This window comes from Thiohalobacter sp. IOR34 (assembly GCF_030406045.1).
Taxonomy (GTDB): domain Bacteria; phylum Pseudomonadota; class Gammaproteobacteria; order Thiohalobacterales; family Thiohalobacteraceae.
This window is the reverse complement of the sequence record NZ_CP128988.1, coordinates 2,505,001-2,524,534: the sequence shown is the minus strand read 5'-3', so window position 1 is coordinate 2,524,534 and position 19,534 is coordinate 2,505,001. Positions and strand designations below refer to the sequence as shown.

General features: G+C 67.9%; 18 protein-coding genes. 7 read left to right on the top strand and 11 right to left on the bottom strand.

The features are described 5' to 3' along the window. Window positions 1-117: 117 nt before the first annotated feature. From QVG61_RS11725 to QVG61_RS11715, 3 genes are read right to left on the bottom strand one after another with little or no spacing between them, the layout of a single operon-like run. On the bottom strand, window positions 118-882 hold the full coding sequence (locus QVG61_RS11725; protein ID WP_289930823.1) for an ABC transporter ATP-binding protein: 765 nt from the start codon (window positions 880-882) through the stop codon (window positions 118-120). Beyond that, window positions 879-1,862: an iron ABC transporter permease gene (locus tag QVG61_RS11720; protein ID WP_289932775.1), complete on the bottom strand. Its 984-nt coding sequence runs from the start codon at window positions 1,860-1,862 to the stop codon at window positions 879-881. The genes QVG61_RS11725 and QVG61_RS11720 overlap by 4 nt, the downstream gene beginning before the upstream one ends. 4 nt (window positions 1,863-1,866) lie before the next feature. Then, on the bottom strand, window positions 1,867-2,523 hold the full coding sequence (locus QVG61_RS11715; RefSeq protein ID WP_289930822.1) for an HAD family hydrolase: 657 nt from the start codon (window positions 2,521-2,523) through the stop codon (window positions 1,867-1,869). Window positions 2,524-2,679: 156 nt separating this feature from the next. On the opposite strand from QVG61_RS11715, the gene QVG61_RS11710 reads away from it, so the two are divergent. After that, the gene (locus tag QVG61_RS11710) at window positions 2,680-3,210 is read left to right on the top strand and encodes an RNA pyrophosphohydrolase (protein WP_289930821.1); all 531 of its coding nucleotides are present in this window, start codon (window positions 2,680-2,682) and stop codon (window positions 3,208-3,210) included. A gap of 177 nt (window positions 3,211-3,387) precedes the next feature. Next, complete coding sequence (gene ptsP, locus QVG61_RS11705) at window positions 3,388-5,658, top strand: phosphoenolpyruvate--protein phosphotransferase (RefSeq protein WP_289930820.1); 2,271 nt, start codon at window positions 3,388-3,390, stop codon at window positions 5,656-5,658. A gap of 69 nt (window positions 5,659-5,727) precedes the next feature. Here ptsP and QVG61_RS11700 read toward each other — a convergent pair whose 3' ends face one another. From QVG61_RS11700 to QVG61_RS11675, 6 genes are all read right to left on the bottom strand, one after another. Continuing rightward, window positions 5,728-6,546 carry a PepSY domain-containing protein gene (locus tag QVG61_RS11700; RefSeq protein ID WP_289930819.1) on the bottom strand — a complete coding sequence of 273 codons (819 nt, stop codon included), beginning with the start codon at window positions 6,544-6,546 and terminating at the stop codon, window positions 5,728-5,730. 25 nt (window positions 6,547-6,571) lie between these two features. Then, window positions 6,572-7,099: an FMN-binding protein gene (locus tag QVG61_RS11695; protein ID WP_289930818.1), complete on the bottom strand. Its 528-nt coding sequence runs from the start codon at window positions 7,097-7,099 to the stop codon at window positions 6,572-6,574. 72 nt (window positions 7,100-7,171) lie between these two features. After that, complete coding sequence (locus tag QVG61_RS11690) at window positions 7,172-8,416, bottom strand: porin (protein ID WP_289930817.1); 1,245 nt, start codon at window positions 8,414-8,416, stop codon at window positions 7,172-7,174. Window positions 8,417-8,571: 155 nt separating this feature from the next. After that, window positions 8,572-8,994, bottom strand: a complete 423-nt coding sequence (hemJ, locus tag QVG61_RS11685) for a protoporphyrinogen oxidase HemJ (protein WP_354671221.1) — start codon at window positions 8,992-8,994, stop codon at window positions 8,572-8,574. Between the two features lie 82 nt (window positions 8,995-9,076). Further along, window positions 9,077-9,766 (bottom strand): DUF4126 domain-containing protein, encoded by a 690-nt coding sequence (locus tag QVG61_RS11680; RefSeq protein WP_289930815.1) that lies wholly within the window; start codon window positions 9,764-9,766, stop codon window positions 9,077-9,079. A gap of 736 nt (window positions 9,767-10,502) precedes the next feature. Next, the gene (locus QVG61_RS11675) at window positions 10,503-11,816 is read right to left on the bottom strand and encodes a chloride channel protein (RefSeq protein ID WP_289930814.1); all 1,314 of its coding nucleotides are present in this window, start codon (window positions 11,814-11,816) and stop codon (window positions 10,503-10,505) included. Between the two features lie 148 nt (window positions 11,817-11,964). Between QVG61_RS11675 and argC the strand changes: the two genes are divergently transcribed. The 5 genes from argC to QVG61_RS11650 all read left to right on the top strand — a co-directional run bounded on the left by argC (window position 11,965) and on the right by QVG61_RS11650 (window position 15,938). Then, window positions 11,965-12,996, top strand: a complete 1,032-nt coding sequence (gene argC, locus QVG61_RS11670) for an N-acetyl-gamma-glutamyl-phosphate reductase (RefSeq protein WP_289930813.1) — start codon at window positions 11,965-11,967, stop codon at window positions 12,994-12,996. 28 nt (window positions 12,997-13,024) lie between these two features. Further along, on the top strand, window positions 13,025-13,759 hold the full coding sequence (locus QVG61_RS11665) for a DUF6776 family protein (protein WP_289930812.1): 735 nt from the start codon (window positions 13,025-13,027) through the stop codon (window positions 13,757-13,759). A 2-nt stretch (window positions 13,760-13,761) separates the two neighbouring features. Next, on the top strand, window positions 13,762-14,208 hold the full coding sequence (locus tag QVG61_RS11660; RefSeq protein WP_289930811.1) for a polymer-forming cytoskeletal protein: 447 nt from the start codon (window positions 13,762-13,764) through the stop codon (window positions 14,206-14,208). A 67-nt stretch (window positions 14,209-14,275) separates the two neighbouring features. After that, window positions 14,276-14,638: an iron-sulfur cluster insertion protein ErpA gene (erpA, locus tag QVG61_RS11655; RefSeq protein WP_289930810.1), complete on the top strand. Its 363-nt coding sequence runs from the start codon at window positions 14,276-14,278 to the stop codon at window positions 14,636-14,638. Between the two features lie 142 nt (window positions 14,639-14,780). Beyond that, window positions 14,781-15,938, top strand: coding sequence for a citrate synthase (locus QVG61_RS11650; RefSeq protein WP_289930809.1), 1,158 nt, complete (start codon window positions 14,781-14,783; stop codon window positions 15,936-15,938). A gap of 736 nt (window positions 15,939-16,674) precedes the next feature. On the opposite strand, the gene QVG61_RS11645 is transcribed toward QVG61_RS11650, so the two are convergent. Both QVG61_RS11645 and QVG61_RS11640 read right to left on the bottom strand, forming a co-directional pair. Beyond that, a complete protein-coding gene (locus tag QVG61_RS11645) occupies window positions 16,675-17,805 on the bottom strand; it encodes an anhydro-N-acetylmuramic acid kinase (protein ID WP_289930806.1) in 1,131 nt (376 codons plus the stop codon). 79 nt (window positions 17,806-17,884) lie between these two features. Next, entirely contained in the window at window positions 17,885-19,387 is a 1,503-nt protein-coding gene (locus tag QVG61_RS11640; RefSeq protein WP_289930805.1) for a peptidoglycan DD-metalloendopeptidase family protein, read from the bottom strand. Window positions 19,388-19,534 lie beyond the last annotated feature (147 nt).

The following is a 19,534-nucleotide window of genomic DNA, read 5'->3' as shown; positions in this document are numbered from 1 at the left end:
TGCGCATCCTGGCCGATCGCCCTTGAACCATAGCTACAGCTATGCTTCTGCGGGCGATCGACCAACCTGCTTTGCCGGCTCCGCCCTGAGAATCGAATCCTTGGTGCAATATCCGGGCTAAAGCGGCAGCCAGAGCCGCTGGCCGTCGCCGGTCTCGATGGCGCGCAGCGGATGGCCGAATACCCGCCCAAGGCGCTCGGCATCGAACAGTGCCTCCAGCGGTCCGGTTTCGATGCGGCCGCCATCGAGCAGCAGCACATGGTCGGCGAAGCGCGCCGCCAGGTTGATGTCGTGCAGCACCATCAGCACCGTGCGCCCCTCCGCGGCCAGTTCGCGGAACAGCCGCAGACACTGGATCTGGTGCGCCAGGTCGAGGTGGTTGGTCGGCTCGTCCAGCAGCAGCAGTTGCGGGTCCTGGGTGAGCAGGGTGGCCAGGGCCAGGCGCCGCCGCTCGCCGCCGGACAGACTGTGCACCTCACGCTTCGCCATCTCCTCCAGTCCCAGCCGAGCCAGCGAGCGCCGGGCGATGGCCCGGTCGGCGGCCGTCTCCCAGCCCCAGTTGGAGAGGTGGGGATGGCGGCCCATCAGCGCCGTCTCCATCACCGTCGCCGGGAAGGCATCATGGCTGTCCTGCAGCAGCAGGCCGAGGCGCTGCGCCAGCGGCCGCCTCGGCCAGACCGCCAGCGGGCGGCTGTCGAGCCGCACCTCGCCGGCCGCCGGCGGCCGCAGGCCGGCCAGGGTGTGCAGCAGGGTGGTCTTGCCGCTGCCGTTGCGACCGAGCAGAGCCCAGCACTGGCCGGGCGCAAACGCCAGATCGGTGTCGCGGCAGATCCATTTGCCGCCGATCTCGACGCCAAGCCCGAGACACTCCAGGTGGCTCATGTGACCTCCCGTGGCGCCTGGCGCAGCAGCAGGAACAGGAAGGCCGGTACGCCGATCAGCGCGGTGAGGATGCCGACCGGGAGCTGCAGCGGGGCGAACAGGCTGCGTGCCGCGGTGTCGGCCAGAACCAGCAGGCTGCCGCCGGCCAGGGCAGCCCCGGGCAGCAGGCTGCGATGACTGCGCGCCCCGGCCAGGCGCAGCATGTGCGGCACGATCAGGCCCACGAAGCCGACGCTGCCGGCGTAGCTGACGCTGACCGCGGTGGCCAGCGCGGTCAGGGCGTAGACGGCCAGGCGCACGCCGCTGACGGCCACGCCGAGGCTGGCGGCGGTCAGCTCGCCACGGGCCAGCAGGTCGAGTGGCCGGGCCAGCAGCCAGGCCGCGGTCAGGGTCAGGGGCAGGGCCCAGAGGCCGGCCAGCGGCAGGCTGGGGTCGCCGATGTCGCCCATCAGCCAGAACAGCATGCCGCGCAGGTAGCGCTCCGGGCTGATGGTGAGGAGGAAGGCGATCAGCGCCCCCCAGCCGGCCGCGACCACGATGCCGGTCAGCAGCAGCCGGGTCGAGGACCAGTCGTAGAGGCCGCGCGCCAGGCCGAACACCAGCAGGGTGGAGGCCAGGGCGCCGAGGAAGGCGCCGGCGCCGAGGCCGAGGCTGCCGAGCCCCAGCAGCAGGGCGCCGAGCGCGCCGACCGCCGCCCCGCCCGAGGTGCCGAGCACATAGGGATCGGCCAGCGGGTTGCGCAGCAGCACCTGCAGCAGGCTGCCGGCCAGGGCCAGCAGGCCGCCGACCGCGAAGGCGGTCAGGGCCCGCGGCAGGCGCAGCTCGAGGACAATGCGGCCGGCCTCGCCGGCGCCGTCGCCGAGCAGGGCCGCCCAGACCTGGCTGGTCCTGAGCGGGATGCTGCCGGCCATCAGTGCCAGCGCCAGGCTGGCCAGGCCGAGCATGGCCAGGCCGAGCAGCAGGGGCAGGGTACGCGGCATGCCTTCAGTCACGCAGGCTGATCACTGGCCAGCCGCGTTCCAGGGCGGTATGCCGCAGCGACTCGTCCGGGTCCACCGCAACCGGCCGGCTGACCCGTTCCAGCAGGGGCAGGTCGTTGTGGGAGTCGCTGTAGAACCAGCTGCCGTCCAGGGTTTCGCCCTGCTCGGCCAGCCAGGCCTCCAGGCGCCGTACCTTGCCCTCCTGGAAGCAGGGGATGCCGCAGCTGCGGCCGGTGTAGCGGCCGTCGCGCATCTCCACCTCGGTGGCGAGCAAGTGCTCCACCCCCAGGCGCTCGGCGATGGGGGCGGTGACGAAGCGGTTGGTGGCGGTGATGATCACCGGGGTATCGCCAGCCTGGCGGTGGCGCTCCAGCAGCTCGCGCCCCGCCGGCAGGATGATGGGGTCGATCAGGGTGTGCAGGAAGGTCTCCCGCCAGGCATGCAGCTGGCGGGGCTCGTGGGCCGCCAGTGGCTGCAGGGAAAAGGCGAGAAATTCGTCGATATCCAGGGTTCCTGCCTTGTACTGATCGTAAAAGCGCTGATTCTCACGTTCGTATTCGTCGCCGTCGACGATCCCCTGTTCGACCAGGAAGTGTCCCCAGAGATAGTCGCTGTCACCCGCCAGCAGGGTGTTGTCGAGATCGAACAGTGCCAGGGTCAAGACGGTCTTCCTCCGGGGCAGGGGTCGGGTCGCTCAGGATAGTGGTACCCGGGGGCAAGGACAATCACCAGCCGTCCCCAGCTGTGGTTTGCCCGCCACAGCCGGTTTGTGGGAGAATCGTCGAGGAACCTCCGGTTTTCCGCATGGGGATGGCAAGTGATTGATATCGATGGGTATCGGCCGAACGTGGGCATCATCCTGAGCAATCGGGACGGGCGCCTGCTGTGGGCCCGGCGCATCGGTCAGGAGGCCTGGCAGTTCCCCCAGGGCGGGATCCGCACGGACGAGACGCCGGAGGAGGCCCTGTACCGGGAGCTGGGCGAGGAGGTGGGCCTGGCCCCGGAGGACGTGCGCATCATGGGCGCCACCCGCGGCTGGCTGCGTTATCGCCTGCCCGACCGTTTCATCCGCCGACACTGCCGGCCGGTGTGCATCGGCCAGAAGCAGGTCTGGTTCCTGCTCCAGCTGATCGGCAACGAGTCCCGCGTGCGGCTGGACCGGACCGATCATCCCGAGTTCGACCGCTGGCGCTGGGTCAGCTACTGGCATCCGCTGCACGAGGTGGTGTCCTTCAAGCGTGGCGTCTACAAGCGCGCCCTGCGTGAGCTGGCGCCCCTGTTGTTCCCGGACGGCGTGCCGCCCATCCCGCATTCGGGTCAGGCGCAGGTCCGCCACCACCGCCGCTAGGAGCCTGTCCGAGTCATCTGCGCGTTGCAGTAGCCGCATGTGACTTGGACAGGTTCCTGGTCCACCCCGGGTCGCACCGCCGGCCGCCGGGGTCGCCGGCATCCACCCCTCGTCTCGATGTTGCCCGGCCACCAGGGCCGAAACCATTCACCGTTCGATTAGTTTCAGGGATTGTCGATGCTGCACAGGTTGCGCCGAATCATCCAGGAGGTCAGCGAGGCCACCGATCTCCAGGAGGCGTTGAACATCATCGTCCGCCGGGTCAAGGCGGCCATGGGGGTGGATGCGGCCTCGGTCTATTTCCGCGACTTCAGCGACGACCGCCTGGTGCTGATGGCCACCGAGGGCCTCAATCCGGCCTCCATCGGCCGGGTCCGGCTGCGCCCCGGGGAGGGGCTGGTGGGCCTGGTGGTGGAGCGGGCCGAGACGGTCAATCTCGAGAGCGGGCCCAGCCACCGCCGCTACAAGCACATCCATGACACCGGCGAACAGGCCTACCACGGCTTTCTCGGCGTGCCCATCATCCAGCACCGCACGGTGCTCGGCGTACTGGTGGTGCGGCAGCGGGCACGGCGCCGTTTCGGCGAGCAGGACGAGACCTTCCTGCTGACCCTGGCGGCGCAGCTGGCCGGGGCCATCAGCCACGCCGAGGCCTCGGGCGGGGTCGCCCAGCTGCTGCAGGAGGTGGCTGGCAAGGCCTTCACCCTGCGCGGCCTGCCGGGGTCGCCGGGACTGGCGATCGGCAATGCCCTGGTGGTCTATCCGCCGGCCAAGCTGGAGGCGATCCCCGATCACCGCATCGAGGGCGAGGCGATCGAGCGTGAGGTGGCGCGCTACCGCAAGGCCCTGGCCGGGGTGGAGGCCGAGTTCCGTACCCTCGGGGAACGGCTGGGCAGTGCCCTGCCGGCCGAGGACCTGGCGCTGTTCGAGGCCTTCGCCCTGATGCTCTCCAGCGACACCCTGGTGGACGGCGGGATCGAACGCATCCGGGCCGGCAACTGGGCCCCGGGGGCGCTGCGCGAGACCATTGCCGAGCACGTCACCATCTTCGAGGACATGGACGACCCCTATCTGCGCGAGCGGGCCGCCGACATCCGCGATCTGGGGCGCCGCATCCTCGCCCATCTCGAGCAGGACACACCGGCCCATGCCGAGGTGGACGGTCCGACGGTGCTGGTCGGCGAGGAGATCAGTGCCGCCCAGCTGGCCGAGATCCCGCCGCAGCGGCTGGTGGGGGTAGTCTCGGCGCGTGGCTCCGGCTCCTCGCACGTGGCCATCCTCGCTCATGCCCTCGGCATCCCGGCGGTGATGGGTGTGGACGAGCTGCCGGCGGGGCGCCTGGAAGGGCAGCCGCTGGTGGTCGACGGCTACCGCGGCCGGGTCTTCGTCAAGCCGACACCGGCCATGCTGGAGGAGTTCCAGCGCCTGGTGCGCGAGGAGGACGAACTCAAGGCGGGGCTGGAGCAACTGGCCGCGCTGCCGGCCGAGACCCCGGACGGGCTGCGCATGCCGCTGTACGTCAACACCGGCCTGCTGTCCGACATCTCGCCCTCGCTGCGCAGTGGCGCCGATGGCGTCGGTCTGTATCGCACCGAGGTGCCCTTCATGATCCGCGACGGCTTCCCCTCGGAGGACGAGCAGACTCGCATCTACCGCCAGGTGCTGGAGGGCTTCTCCCCCTCGCCGGTGACCCTGCGCACCCTGGATGTCGGCGGTGACAAGGCGCTGCCCTATTTTCCCGTGGTCGAGGACAATCCCTTCCTCGGCTGGCGCGGCGTGCGCCTGATGCTGGATCATCCGGAACTCTTCCTGACCCAGCTGCGCGCCATCCTGCGCGCCAGCCAGGGGCTGTCCAACCTGCGCCTGATGCTGCCCATGGTCAGCGACGTGGCGGAGGTGGACGAGGCGATGGACCTGCTGCGTCGTGCCCACCGCGAGCTGCAGGAGGACGGTATCCCGGTGCGTCTGCCGCCGCTGGGGGTGATGATCGAGGTGCCCTCGGTGCTCTATCAGATCGATGCCCTGGCGCAGCGGGTCGATTTCTTCTCCGTCGGCACCAACGACCTGACCCAGTATCTGCTGGCCGTGGACCGCAACAACCCGCGGGTGGCGGAACTCTACGACAGCCTGCACCCGGCGGTGCTGCGTGCCCTGCAGCAGATCGTCGACGGGGCCCACGGTCAGGGGCGGCCGGTCAGCGTCTGCGGCGAGATGGCCGGCGATCCCGCGGCGGCCATCCTGCTGCTGGGGCTGGGCGTCGACAGCCTGAGCATGAGCGCCGGCAGCCTGCCGCGCGTCAAGTGGGTGCTGCGCACCATCTCCCGCCAGCGGGCGCGGGAACTGGTCGAGGCCGCGCTCGGCCTGGAGAAGGCGGGCGCCATCCGCGCCCTGCTGCACAATGCCCTGGACGAGGCCGGGCTCGGCGGGCTGATCCGCGCCGGCAAGTAATTGGCCCGCATGTAGGAGCAGGGCCAGACCGCGATCAGAGGCCACGGGGTGGCCAGAGGCCGGTGTTGTCTATTGCCTCGTTGGTCCCCTGTGCGCTCCGCGCTTCGATCGTTCGCGGCGGTGGGCGCGGCGCTTGCGCTGCTGTTGCCACCAGAGGAGGCTGCCGCTGGCGGCGAGCAGCAGCAGGCCGAGCGCCGCGGCGTCCATCAGCCAGACGCCCCAGGGACCGAGAATACGCCCGCTGTGCAGGTCCAGAACCACTCGCTCCAGGGGCAGGATGCCGGCGCGGTAGGCCTGTCGCAGTTGCCTGGCCAGGCGGGGCGGCGGCGGGCTCGCCTTCGACCAGTGGGCCGCCTCGTCTTCCCCGGCCAGTGGATGCCAGCTCAGGAAGTCGGCGTCCGGGCGGAAGAGACCGCCGGCAGCACGAAGCAGCAGCCGGCCTTCGCCATCCACCCCCAGGGCGCGCAGCCCGGCCGGCAGTCCCGCGCTGCGCTCCAGCAGCTCGATACGCTCGCCTTCCGGGCTGAGCAGCAGCAGGCCATCGCCCACCCCCACCACATAGAGGTCGTCGAGCGAGACGACGCCGAACAGCCGGTGATATTCGCCCTCGATCGGCTGCCGGTCGAGATACAGCTGTCGGTCGAGCTGGCTGAAGTCATGGCCCGCGGCGCTGAAGTGCTGCTGCAGCTCGGGGGCCTCGATGCCGTACCAGTCGAGCAGCCAGGCGCTGCGCACCGGGCGGCTGTCGAGTTGCAGCGCCTCGGTGTGGTTGAGCAGCAGGCCGCTGATGGCGAGCAGCGTCACCAGCAGGGCCACGGCGACGCCGAGATAGCGGTGCCAGACATAGAGCGAGCGCAGCGGAAGGCGCCGGCGTTTGTGGCGGGTCATGCCGGCTCTTCTCCGTGGGCGGGGTTCATTCCTCGGGCGCCTGGCGGTTGCGCCAGCGGTCGAGCAGCAGGGCCAGCCGGGCGAGTTTCTTCAGGGCACGCACCGAGAGGGTGGCGCCGGAGATGTTGTCGATGCCGCGGTCCAGCCGTTGCCGCCCGTCGAGCGCCGCGCCCTCGAACTGGCGGGTGAAGAAGGGATGGCGGACCTCGTCGCCTCGCGACTCGCGGAACACCAGTACCCGCAGCCGGTCGATGCGGCCGGTGTCGACCACCACGCCGACGGTGATGGGTTCGTCCTTGCCGATCTCGTCGAGGATCCAGGCGCTGCGCGCCCCCCGTGCCCAGTAGCGGATGCGCAGGCTGGGATAACGGTGGCCGAGGAGGTCCTCGACCTCTTTGCGCAGCGCCCCCTTCAGCCAGAGGACCCGCGCCCTGGGCGGATCACCGTCGAAGGCCTGATCGATGAAGTCGCCAGGGGTCTGGTAGGTGCCGCGAGCCAGGGCGAGGCCGGTCAGCAGCAGCCAGAGCAGCGGCAGGATGATCAGTCGTTGCATGCTGTGTTTCCTGTTCGTGGAAAGGAAAAAGGCGCCCCCCTGGAGGGGGCGCCGTTCCCGCAACTGCCGGTGTTAGAACTGGTAGCCGACGCCGAGGTTGAAGCCGTCCTGGTCGGCGCCATCGGCATTGTCCTGGTTCTGGAGGTCGGCCTTGACCACCACATCCGGGTGGGGCCACCAGTTGACGCCCAGGTTCCACTGCTTCTTCTCGCTGGCGCTGCTGTCGCCGGCACGATTGTCCCACTGGTTGTAGCGGACGAACAGGCCCAGCCGGTCGTTGATGCGGTAGGCGGGTTCGAGGAACCAGCCGCTCTGTTCGTCGGCGCCGACCGAGGCGGGTCCGCTGCCGTCCAGATCCCACTGGGCATAGAGGGCCTTGAGGCCGAAGGGGCCGCGGTTGAGGATGGCATGGGCCTCGTACAGCCAGGCGCTGCCGGCAGCGGGGTCGCTGCCCTGGGTGACGTCACCCTGGTACTGGAGGCTGGCGGCCAGCTCCACGCCGGGCAGGCCGGTCCATTTCAGGCGGCCGGTGAAGGCCAGGTCGTTGGCGACGGCGGCACTGGTCTTCTGGCGGCCGCTGCGCACCGCGTAGTTGCTGCCGGCGGCGGTATTCATGCCCTCGTGCAGCGCCGCAGTGTAGCTCCAGCCGCTGCCGATTTCGCCGTTCAGCGAGACGCCGCCCACCCACCAGGTGGTGGGGATGATGTTCGTTTCCACCGGGTTGCGTTCCACGCCATAGAAGGCCGGCGGCTCATGGGTCTCGTTGAGGATGCCGACCGGGGTCAGGAACAGGCCGGCGCGGACCCGCTGGGTGTCGCTGAGGTCGAACTCGAGATAGGCCTGTTCCAGCTCCACGGCGCCGTTGGCATCGGTGGCGGCATGTTCGTATTCGACCTCGGAGAAGAAGCGGAGCCGCTCGTTGAACTGATGGCCGAGGAAGAGGATGGCGCGGTGGAAATCGATCTCGTTCTTGTCGCTGGCCCCGCCCGAGCCGTCCAGGTTGTTGTAGTGCAGCTCGCCGTAACCGCCGACCACGGTACGCCCGGCCTTGCCGTGTTCGAAGGGCGAGTGCGCAGCGCCCAGGGCCTGGCGATCTTCATCCCCGGCCTCGCCGCCGGTCTGCAGGCTGTCGATCATCTCGCCGGTGGCCTCGATCTTCTCGTCCGTGTCCTGCAGCCGTGCCTTGAGGGCGGCGATCTCCTTTTGCTGCTGCTGAATGACCTGCCACATCTCCTCGGCGCTGGGCAGGGTTGCCGCCTGGGCGGCGGGCAGGCCGATAAGACCAAGCAGGGCGAGGGCGATCGGGGTGCGCTTCATCTGTCGTTCTCCTGTCGTGACTGCGGCCCGCGGCCGCAGGGGTTGCTGGATGTCAGTGCGTGGCAGTATACAGGATGAGAAGATAAATGCAAACGATTCTCATTTAGAATATTGAGCCGGGAAGGGCCAGGCGGCGCGTTCGCCGGCAACTCGTCTCAGAAGGGTTTGACGATGACCAGGATGATGATGCCGACCAGGGCCAGAACGGGCAGTTCGTTCATCCAGCGGAAGTAACGGTGACTGCGCTTGTTGCGGTCGTTGCGGAAGGCGGCGAGCCAGCGGCCACACTGCAGGTGGTAGAGGATCAGTGCGCCGACCAGGGTCAGCTTGGCATGCATCCAGCCGGCCTGGGCATAGGCTGGCCAGTTGGCGGCCAGCAGCCAGAGGCCGAGGCCGATGGTAGTCAGGGCGGCGGGGGCCATGATCCCGTAGTAGAGCTTGCGCTCCATGATCTTGAAGCGTTCCCGGCTCGGGGTGTCCTCGCTCATGGCGTGGTAGACGAACAGCCGTGGCAGATAGAAGAGGCCGGCGAACCAGGTGACCATGGCGATGACGTGGAAGGCGAGCACCCAGGGCAGGGTGGTGTAGGCGACGTGCATGAATTCTCCTCGGTTGGCGGGAAAAACCGTTCAGGCGCTGCCCGGCCGGGGTTGGGGGATGTCAGGGATCGGCGGGCCTGTCCTTTTTCGGGGGCGGCGGGACGCCGGGGGCGGGACCGCTGTCCCCAGCGGCTGGCGGTGCGCGTGCGGCCGAGCCGCCACCGAACAGTTGGCCGAGGAAGGCAAACAGCCCCTTGATGCCGCGCCACAGTTTCGGCAGCAGCCAGATCATCAGGGCGATGAACAGCAGCAGCAGGCCAAGGAACAGCCAGGGATGGTTGAGGGCCGTCCACAGGCCGCCGATCACCATCAGGTCCTCGGTGATGGATGCGGTCCAGTTGCTGAAGGGTTCCGGCGAGGTGTTGATCAGCACCCGGCTGCCAGCCTTGGTCAGGTGCGAGCCGGCGGCCAGGCTGCCGCCGAGCAGGGCGGCGGCGATCTCTGCAGCCTGGCTGACGTCGCCAATGGCGCCGGCGGCGAGCATGGCGCCGGCCGGGATGCGGATGAAGCTGTGGATACCGTCCCAGGCGGTGTCCACACCCGGTGTCTTGTCGGCGAAGAATTCCACGCAGTACATGAAGCCCGCCGCGAACAACACCAGGGGGTCGCTCAGTACCTGCAGGTCGGGTGGCAGGTCGATGTGGCCGGTCATGCCCATGTAGCCGAGCATGAAGATGGCGGCATAGAGGTTGATGCCGCTGGCCCAGGCGACGCCCATGCTGAGGGCGATGGTTTGGACGATCTGTTCCATGACGGGAGTAGGGGCCGTGTGAACGGGATGCGGTCGATGGTAACCCGGGGCAGGGGACGGTGTAACCCCCGTCCGCACTTCTTGCCGGTAGCCCGGATATTGCACCAAGGATTCGATGCTCAGGGCGGAGCTGGCAAAGCAGGTTGGTCGATCGCCCGCAGAAGCATAGCCGTAGCTATGGTTCAAGGGCGATCGGCCAGGATGCGCAGCCAGATGCGTCCTGAGATCGAATAGGCACAAAGTGTATCCCGCCACGAGGGCCTATTTGCGAGCCTCCTGGCCTTGTATACCAGCCTGCACTCCGATCATGCGGGCCGCCTTGGTGCAATATCCGGGCTAGCGGCATATCTGGTTGTCGGGTAATAACATCACGCCAATCGCGGCCTGGAGGCCGCTCCTACACATGGTGCCGCCATGCCCCGTAGGAGCGGCCTCCAGGCCGCGATCCCCGGCGGGTCCAGGCACGTCATCCTCCGGGGTCCTGATGCTAGCCCGCATATTGCACGAAGGCGGCCTTGAAAGCGTAATTTTCCCGGTATTTATCAAGGCAGTGATCACCTATGCGAGCAATCGTGCCCTGTTACGGTTTGTGCCTGTTCGAGTTCAGACCAAATCTGGCGTCGCATTTTGCCCGATCGCCCTTGAACCCTGGCTACGGCTATGCTTCGGCGGGCGATCGAACAAACTGCTTGGCCAGATTCGCCCTGAAACTCGAATCCTTCGTGCAATATGCGGGCTAGGGCTGTGTGCCCCCTTTTGCCTTGGATGGCTGTTGCGGCAGGAAGTTCTGGGCCAGGGCTCGGTAGATCGGTTCCGGGCAGATCACCCGGGAGGTGGCATAGGCGAGGAAGGCGGTGGCCATCAGCGGCAGCAGCAGGGCGTTGTTGTCGGTCATCTCCATGACGATCACGAAGGCGGTGATCGGCGTCTGCACCACCCCCGTGAAGTAGCCGACCATGCCGAGGATGACGATGGCGCCGAGCGGCAGGCCCGGCAGCCAGTCGGCGATGATGGCGCCGACGCCGGCGCCGGCGGCCAGCGAGGGGGCGAAGATGCCACCGGGGATACCGCTCAGGTAGGAGAACCAGGTGGCGGCCATCTTCAGGAAGGCGTATTCGCCGGGCAGCTCACCCTGGCCGGTGACCAGTTGCCGTGCCTCTTGGTAGCCGGTGCCGAAGGTCAGGCCGCCGGAGAGGTAGCCGATGCTGGCGATGGCCAGGCCACAGGCCATCGCCAGCAGCACTGGCCGGTGGCCGGCCAGCGCGGCGATGCGCCGGGTGCTCCATACCAGGCCGTGCGCGAACAGGCCGCCGAGGCCGCCGCCGACTACGCCGCAGATCAGGATCGGCAGCAGCATCTCGCCGGGTTGCAGCTGGGCGGCACTGGTGCCGAAATAGATGTAGTTGCCCTGGATGGCCACCGCGGTGATGCCGGCCAGGAAGACCGCGGTCAGCAGGGTGCCGCTGGTGCGCTCCTCGAAGGAGCGTCCCATCTCCTCGATGGCGAACAGGATCCCGGCCAGCGGCGTGTTGAAGGCGGCGGCGATGCCGGCCGCGCCGCCGGCCAGGATCAGGCCGCGGTCCATGTAATGGTGGGGGAAGCGGGCGAAGCGGCCGAGCGAGAACATCACCGCCGCGCCGACGTGTACCGTCGGTCCCTCGCGGCCGATGGAGGCGCCGGAGAGCATGCCCAGCAGGCACAGGCCGATCTTGCTGAAGGCGATGCGGAACGACAGCAGATGAGTGCGACTGGCGTGCTCGGTCAGGCCGAGGGCGGCGATGGCCTGGGGGATGCCGCTGCCACTGGCCCCCGGCACGTAGCGCCGGGTCAGCCAGGCGATCAGTCCCAGGCCGAGCGGACTGAGCAGGAACGGCAGCCAGGCATAGGCCGAGGCGCCCTCGGCGAAGATCTCGTTGGCGTATTCGGTGCCGTAGGCGAACAGGGCCGCCAGCAGGCCGACCACCACCGCTCCGCTCCAGAACACGATGCGCGTCTTCCAGGCCTCGGGCGACAGCAGTTCCCGGCCGGACTTGCGGATTCGGTGCAGCATTGCGAGGGGATGCTCGATGACGTGTGAAAGCGAATGGTAATCAGATGCTTGCTGTCGCGCAAATGAGGCCTTCTCTGGCGCAGGTTCTTTTTGCCGGCCGAGCGTTTATCATTGACGGCTGTTTTCTTCTGCTCGGGTGAATTGCATCATGCTCAAGGTTGGTGTCGTCGGCGGGACGGGCTACACGGGGGTCGAACTGCTGCGGTTGCTGGCGCGGCATCCGCGGGTGGCGCTGGAGGTCGTCACCTCGCGGGCCGAGGCCGGCAAGCCGGTGGCCGAGCTGTTCCCCAACCTGCGCGGCGCCCTGGACATCTGCTTCAGCGCCCCGGACGTGGACCGGCTGTCGGCCTGCGATCTGGTGTTTTTTGCCACCCCCAACGGCACCGCCATGCAGATGGTGCCGGCGCTGGTCGAGGCCGGGGTGAAGGTGATCGACCTGGCCGCCGACTTCCGGCTCGCCGATCCGGCCCTCTGGGAGCAGTGGTACGGCATGCCGCATGCCTGCACCGAGATCCTGGCCGAGGCCGTCTACGGCCTGCCCGAGGTCAATCGGGATGCGATCCGACAGGCGCGGGTGGTGGCCAACCCCGGCTGCTATCCGACCGCCGTGCAGCTCGGCTTCCTGCCGCTGATCGAGGCCGGCTGGATCGACAGCGGCCGGCTGATCGCGGACTGCAAGTCCGGGGTCAGCGGTGCCGGCCGCGGCGCCAGCGTCGGCACCCTGCTGGCGGAGGCCAGCGAGAGCCTCAAGGCCTATGCCGTGCCTGGGCACCGCCACCTGCCGGAGATCCGTCAGGGGCTGGAACGGGTCGCCGGCGGCGCGGTCGGTCTGACCTTCGTTCCCCACCTGACGCCGATGATCCGTGGTATCCATGCCACCCTCTATGCTCCGGCCGGCGGCGACGCCGGTGACCTGCAGGCGTTGTTCGAAGGACGCTACGCGGACGAGCCCTTCGTCGACGTGCTGCCGGCCGGCTCTCACCCGGAGACGCGCAGCGTGCGCGGTGCCAATCACTGTCGCATCGCCGTGCACCGTCCGCAGGACGGCGCGCAGATCGTGGTCCTCTCGGTGATCGACAATCTGGTCAAGGGGGCGGCCGGGCAGGCCGTGCAGAACATGAACCTGATGAGCGGTTTCGGCGAGACCGAGGGGCTGGACGGCATCGCCCTGTTACCCTGAGCGCCTGGCCCTGGCGCGGGATTTGCCTGTGAAACCCAAGAGCGAACTCTTCGTCTATCAGGCCTGGAAGCTGCGTGCCGCCCTGCTGCTGTTCGCTCTGGTCGGTCTGCTCGGTGGCTGGCAACTGTATGGCCTCGGCCAGCGCGATGCGGCCGCTGAGCTGCAGCGGCTGCGTGCCGAGCGCCAGCGTCTCGAGGCGCGGCTGGCGGAGATGGATGCGGAGAACGGCGAGCTGGTCCGCCGGCTGGCGGTGCTGGAACGCTCGCAGCAGGTCGACCGGCAGGCCCATGCCGCCCTGCGGCAGGACCGGGCCGCGCTGGAGGCGGAGATCCAGTCGCTGCGCGAGGAGTTGGGCTTCTTCCGTGGCATCATGTCGCCGGAGACGGCCCGCGCCGGGCTCCGGGCCCAGGGCTTCATGGTGGAGCCGACCGGCGCCGACAACCGTTACCGTTTCCGCATGGTGATGGTGCAGGTGAAGAAGAACGACCGGGTGGCACGCGGTGTGGTCCGCCTCACGGTCGAGGGCCGCCAGGCGGGCGAGTTGAAGCAGTTGCCGCTGCAGGCCATCTCCACCACCGGGCGCAAGGAGATCAAGTATCGCTTCCGCTATTTCCAGCCCATGGAAGGGGAATGGCGCTTGCCGGCGGATTTCGTGCCGGAGCGCGTTAATGTGAAGGCGTTGGCGGTGCCGCCATCCAGGACACCGCTAGAATGGACATTCGAATGGCCGGCCGATGGCGGAAGCCGGCCCAGGGAGGACTAGCCATGTGGGGAAGACATCGCAAGGGCAAGGCGTCACGCATCGATACCCTGGTCGGCCAGCAGACCGAGCTGGTCGGGGATCTGTGTTTCAGCGGCGGCCTGCACGTCGATGGCACCATCAGGGGCAACGTGGTTGCGGCGGAGGGGGACGACGCCGTGCTGATGCTCAGTGAGCATGGCCGTATCGAGGGTGAGGTGCGGGTGCCGAATATCATTCTCAACGGCACGGTGCTCGGCGACGTGCACGCCGCCGAGCGCATCGAGCTGGCGCCCCGGGCGCGGGTCACCGGCAACGTCTTCTATCAGATGATCGAGATGGCGATGGGCGCCGAGGTCAACGGCAGGCTGGTGCACGGCGGTCAGGCGGAGGAGGCGCAAGCGGCGCCCAAGCTGGTGGATGCCACGGCCGAGGCGGAATCCATCAACCTGAAGGTTTCCGGGGATTCTTGACCCCCATGCGGGGGCGCCGGATAATGTCCAGTCATATCCCGAGGCAGAATTTTTCCGGAGAGCTGTTATGACTGAGACTGCTGCGAGCACCGACATGGAAGATCCGTTGATCTTCACCGAGGCGGCTGCCACCAAGGTCAAGGGCCTGATCGAGGAAGAGGGCAATCCCAACCTGAAGCTGCGCGTGTTCGTCAGCGGCGGTGGCTGTTCGGGCTTCCAGTACGGATTCACCTTCGACGAGGAGATCCAGGAAGGCGACACCACGGTCGAGAAGTGCGGCGTGACCCTGCTCATCGACCCGATGAGCTTCCAGTATCTGGTGGGTGCCGAGATCGACTACAAGGAAGACCTGGAGGGGGCGCAGTTCGTGATCCGCAACCCCAACGCCACCACCACCTGCGGCTGCGGTTCGTCCTTCTCGGCCGGCTGAGACCCGCATCAACGATCCGACAAGGGACGCCTCGGCGTCCCTTTTTCGTTGGCTTCGTGCCGCCCCGCCGGGCTTTTGCTATGCTTGTCGATCCCGTCGGCCGACAGCCGGCACGCATCAAGGTTTGTACAGAGGAAGGGCAATGAACGAATACCTGCCTGGCCTGGAAGGCGTTCCGGCGACCAAGTCCAACATCTCCGACCTCGACGGCAAGCGTGGGGTCCTCACCTATCGCGGTTACCGGATCAAGGATCTGGCCGAGTACAGCAGTTTCGAGGAAACCGCCATGCTGCTGCTCGACGGCCGCCTGCCGACGCGCGAGGAGCTGGCCGAGTTCGATCGGCAGATCCGCAGCAACCGGCGGGTCAAGTACAACATCCGCGAGATCATGAAGTACCTGCCCGCCACCGGCCACCCGATGGAGATGCTGCAGGCCTCCATCGCCTCGCTGGCGATGTTCTATCCGGGCGACGAGTGTCTGACCGGCAGCGAGGTCTGCGAGGATCTCGACTACGTGCACAACATGTCGGTGAAGATTCTGGCGCGGATGGCGACCCTGGTGGCCATGTGGCAGCACATCCGCAACGGTTATGATCCCATCGAGCCGCGTGACGACCTCACCTATGCGGAAAACCTGCTGTACATGTTCAACGGCCGGGATCCCGATCCGCTGCTGGCGCGGATCATGGACGCCTGTCTGATCCTGCATGCCGAGCACACCATCAACGCCTCGACCTTCGCCGCGCTGGTCGCCGGTTCGACCCTGGCCAGCCCCTACCTGGTGATCGCCGCCGCAGTCGGCACCCTGGCCGGGCCGCTGCATGGCGGGGCCAACCAGCGGGTGGTGGAGATGCTGCGCGAGATCGGCTCCCCGGACCGGGCCGAGGCCTGGCTGGAGGACAAGCTGGCCAAGAAGGCCAAGATCTGGGGTATGGGGCACCGCGAGTACAAGGTCAAGGACCCGCGCGCCACCATCCTCCAGAACATGATGCTGGAGCTGATGCGTGAACGTGGCGGCGAGATGGGGCCGTTGTTCGAGACTGCGCTGAAACTGGAGGAGCTGTGTGAGGCGCGGCTCGGTCCCAAGGGCGTCTATCCCAACGTCGACTTCTACTCCGGCATCCTCTACAGCGCCATGGGGATCCCCGAGGACCAGTTCACCTCGATCTTCGCCGTGGCCCGCTGTGCCGGCTGGCTGGCGCACTGGCGCGAACAGCTCAAGGACAATCGCATCTTCCGCCCCACCCAGGTCTACACCGGCGAGTCGGAGCGCGACTACATCCCCATCGGCCAGCGGTAGGGGGCGTCAGAAGTCAGAAGGGCGGGCAGTGCCCGCCCTTCCAGCTCCCAGCTCCCAGCTCCCAGCTCCCAGCTCCCAGCTCCCAGCTCCCAGCTCCCAGCTCCCAGCTCCCAGCTCCCAGCTCCCAGCTCCCAGCTCCCAGCTCCCAGCTCCCAGCTCCTAGCTCCTAGCTCCTAGCTCCCAGCTCCTAGCTCCTAGCTCCTAGCCCGCATATTGCACGAAGGCGGCCTTGCATGCGTAATTTTTCCGGTATTTATCAAGGCAGTAATTCCCTCTGCGAGCAATTGTGCCCTGCTACAGTTTGTGCCTATTCGAGTTCAGACCAAATCTGGCGTCGCATTTTTCCCGATCGCCCTTGAACCATAGCGACGGCTATGCTTCGGCGGTCGATCGAACAAACTGCTTGGCCAGATTCGCCCTGAAACTCGAATCCTTCGTGCAATATGCGGGCTAATCTACCGCGCTGATGGGAGGGCGGCCCAAATCCCTCCGACTTCTCGTTGCGTAGGCCCACGATGCGCCTCGTAATCGTGAAAATTTGTGCCCGCTCTCCCGCCCTGTTCGCTACGATTGCCTGAATCCGACAGACTCCTGGGGGCCTGTCAACACCACGCCAATCGCGGCCTGGAGGCCGCTCCTACCAGGGTGCCGCCATGCCCCGTAGGAGCGGCCTCCAGGCCGCGATCCCCGGCGGGTCCAGGCACGCCATCGTCCGGGGCCTGATGCAATATCCGGGCTAGCTGGAAGGGCAGACCGATTGCCCCGGGTAGATGGCGCCGAGCACCACGGGGTGGCCGGCGCCGGTGACGGAGGGCAGGTTGCCAGGCCGGCCTTCGAGGGTCTGTTTCGCCAGCCAGGCGAAGGCCACCGCCTCCACCCACTCCGGTTCCAGTCCATGGCGGCCCGTGGATTCGATACTGCAGGCGGGCAGCAGGTCGCGCAGCTGGCGAATCAGCTCGTTGTTGCGGGCGCCCCCCCCGCAGAGCAGGATGCGCGCCGTCCCCCTTGCCCAACGCTCGATGGCCTGGGCGATGCTGGTTGCGGTCAGCGCCGTGAGCGTGGCCTGCACGTCTTCCGCCGCCAGCCTGCGCTGGGCCAGTTGCCGCTGCAGCCAGGCGCGGTTGAACAGTTCCCGGCCGGTGCTCTTCGGTGGCGGCTGTGCGAAGAAGTCCTCCTCCAGCATCCGTTCCAGCAGTGCCTCGTCGACTCGCCCGCTGGCCGCCCAGGCGCCGTCGCGGTCGAAGGGCTGCCCCCGCTGTTCCTGGATCCAGATGTCGATCAGCACGTTGCCGGGTCCGGTGTCGAAGCCGGTGACCGGGGGCTCGGGGTCGGCGGGCAGGCAGGTGATGTTGGCCATGCCGCCGATGTTGAGTACCACCCTCTGTTCCTCCTGGCTGCGAAAGACCGCGGCATGGAAGGCCGGTACCAGCGGGGCGCCCTGGCCGCCGGCCGCCAGGTCGCGGCGGCGGAAGTCGGCCACGGTGGTGATGCCGGTGCGTTCCGCGATCAGGTTGGGGTCTCCGATCTGCAGGGAGAAGGGCGCCGGCGGCTGTGGGCGGTGGCGCAGGGTCTGGCCGTGGCTGCCGATGGCCCGGATCTGGTCCGGCTCCAGTCCGGCGCGCCGGCAGAGTTCGGTCACGGCCTCGGCGAAGCAGATCCCCAGATTGTGGTCGAGCTGTCCGAGGCGGTCGACGGCATCGTTGGCCACGCCATGACTCAGGGCCAGGATCTCGGCACGCAGCCCGGCGGGCAGGGGATGGCTGAGGGCGGCCAGCAGGCGGGGCTCCGCCTGCCCCAGATCAACGGCCACGGCGTCCACGGCGTCCAGGCTGGTGCCGGACATCAGGCCAAGATAGAGCTCGGACATCGAGGGGCCTCTGCGAGGTACTGACGCATCGGCTCGGGTTTTCCCTGTCGATGCGTCGGAAGGCGTCCGGCGACGCCCGTCAGTTGCGATTGAGGGCGACCTGGGTCTCCCGTTCCCGTACCAGTTCCAGCTGGGCCAGCAGCGAGCGGCTGTGGTTCTCGAAATCGGCGCGATAGCGGCTCTCGATAGGAGCTGCGGCCGGCAGTTTCACGGTCAGGGGGTTGCGGTGGGTGCCGTTGACCCGGAACTCGTAGTGCAGGTGGGGGCCGGTGGCCAGACCGGACTGGCCGACATAGCCGATCACCTGGCCTTGGCGGACCCGGCTGCCCGGTTTCAGGGAGCGGGCGAAGCGCGACAGGTGGGCATAGAGGGTGCTGTAGCGGCTGCCGTGCTGCAGCACCACGGTCTTGCCGTAGCCGCCCTTGGCGCCACGGAAGACGATCTTGCCGTCGCCGGTGGCCTTCACCGGGGTGCCGTAGGGGGCGGCATAGTCCACGCCCTTGTGGGCACGGATGCGGTTCAGGATCGGGTGTTTTCGGCCGAGGCTGAAGCGTGAGCTGATCCGCGAGAAGGCGACCGGAGTACGCAGGAAGGCCTTGCGCATGCTCTTGCCCTGCGGGGTGTAGTAGTCGCTGTGGCCGCGGGTATCGGTGTAGCGCAGGGCCCGGTAGACGCGACCCTGGTTGACGAACTCGGCGGCCAGGATGGCGCCGTTGCCGATCTTCTCGCCGTCCAGATAGAGTTCCTCGTAGAGCACGGTGAAGCGGTCGCCGGCGCGGATGTCGAGGGCGAAATCGATGTCCCAGCCGAAGATGCCGGCCAGTTCCATGGTCAGGTTGTCGGACAGCCCCGCCTTCTGCGCCGCGAGGAACAGCGAGGAATCGATGGTGGCCGAGGCGTGGGCGGTGACATGTTCGGGGCTGCGCGCGATCTCACGGCTGCTGAACCCCTCGGCGTCGCGCAGCACCTGCAGGGCATGGAGGCGGTCCTTCTCGAATTTCAGCTCCAGCAGGCGACCCTGGTCGTCGACCCGGAACTGCAGTTTCTGGCCCGGGTGGATGCGTTTCAGGGCGGCGACGTTCTTGCCCAGGCTCATGACGGCATGCAGCTCGCGGGGGCTGAGGTCGAGGCGGGCGAAGATGCGGGCCAGGCTGTCACCTGGCTTGACCCGGGCCTCGTGCCAGCGGCCCGGGGGCGGACTGCTCGGGGTGGCTGCCGTCAGTGGCTGCCGGGCGGCTTCGCCAGGCTCGGCGGTTGCTGCGGTCGGCGGGGTTTCCGTCGTTGTGGCCGGACGGTCCTGCGGGCCGGGGCGGCTGGTCTCGGCGGGGGGCAGGGGCAGGCGGGTCAGTCGCTGGGCGGCCTGTGTCTCGAGCGCCTCGCCGCCGGTTCCTGGCAGGGCCAGGGCGAGGCTGTCGGCGCGGCGGGCGCTGGCCTCCTCCGGGGAGGAACTGAACAGCAGCATGCCGCCGGCGGCGGCGATGCCCAGCACCCACCAGTGCAGCGGGCGAAACCCGGACCGCGTCCCGCGGGGCGTCTCCAGAAGTACTTTATAGTCCTGCTTCACGAACAGCGGCTTGTTCACTTGCGGTCCTTGGGGTCGCACGGCTCTGCCGGAACTTACCCGGAAAGCCGTTTGCGGTCAACGGGTTGTCATAATTTTGGCGCTGTCTGCCCGGCGCTCCGCAGGGGGGTGGGCGAGACTTCCAGTCTAGCGCCTGTAGCGGCATGA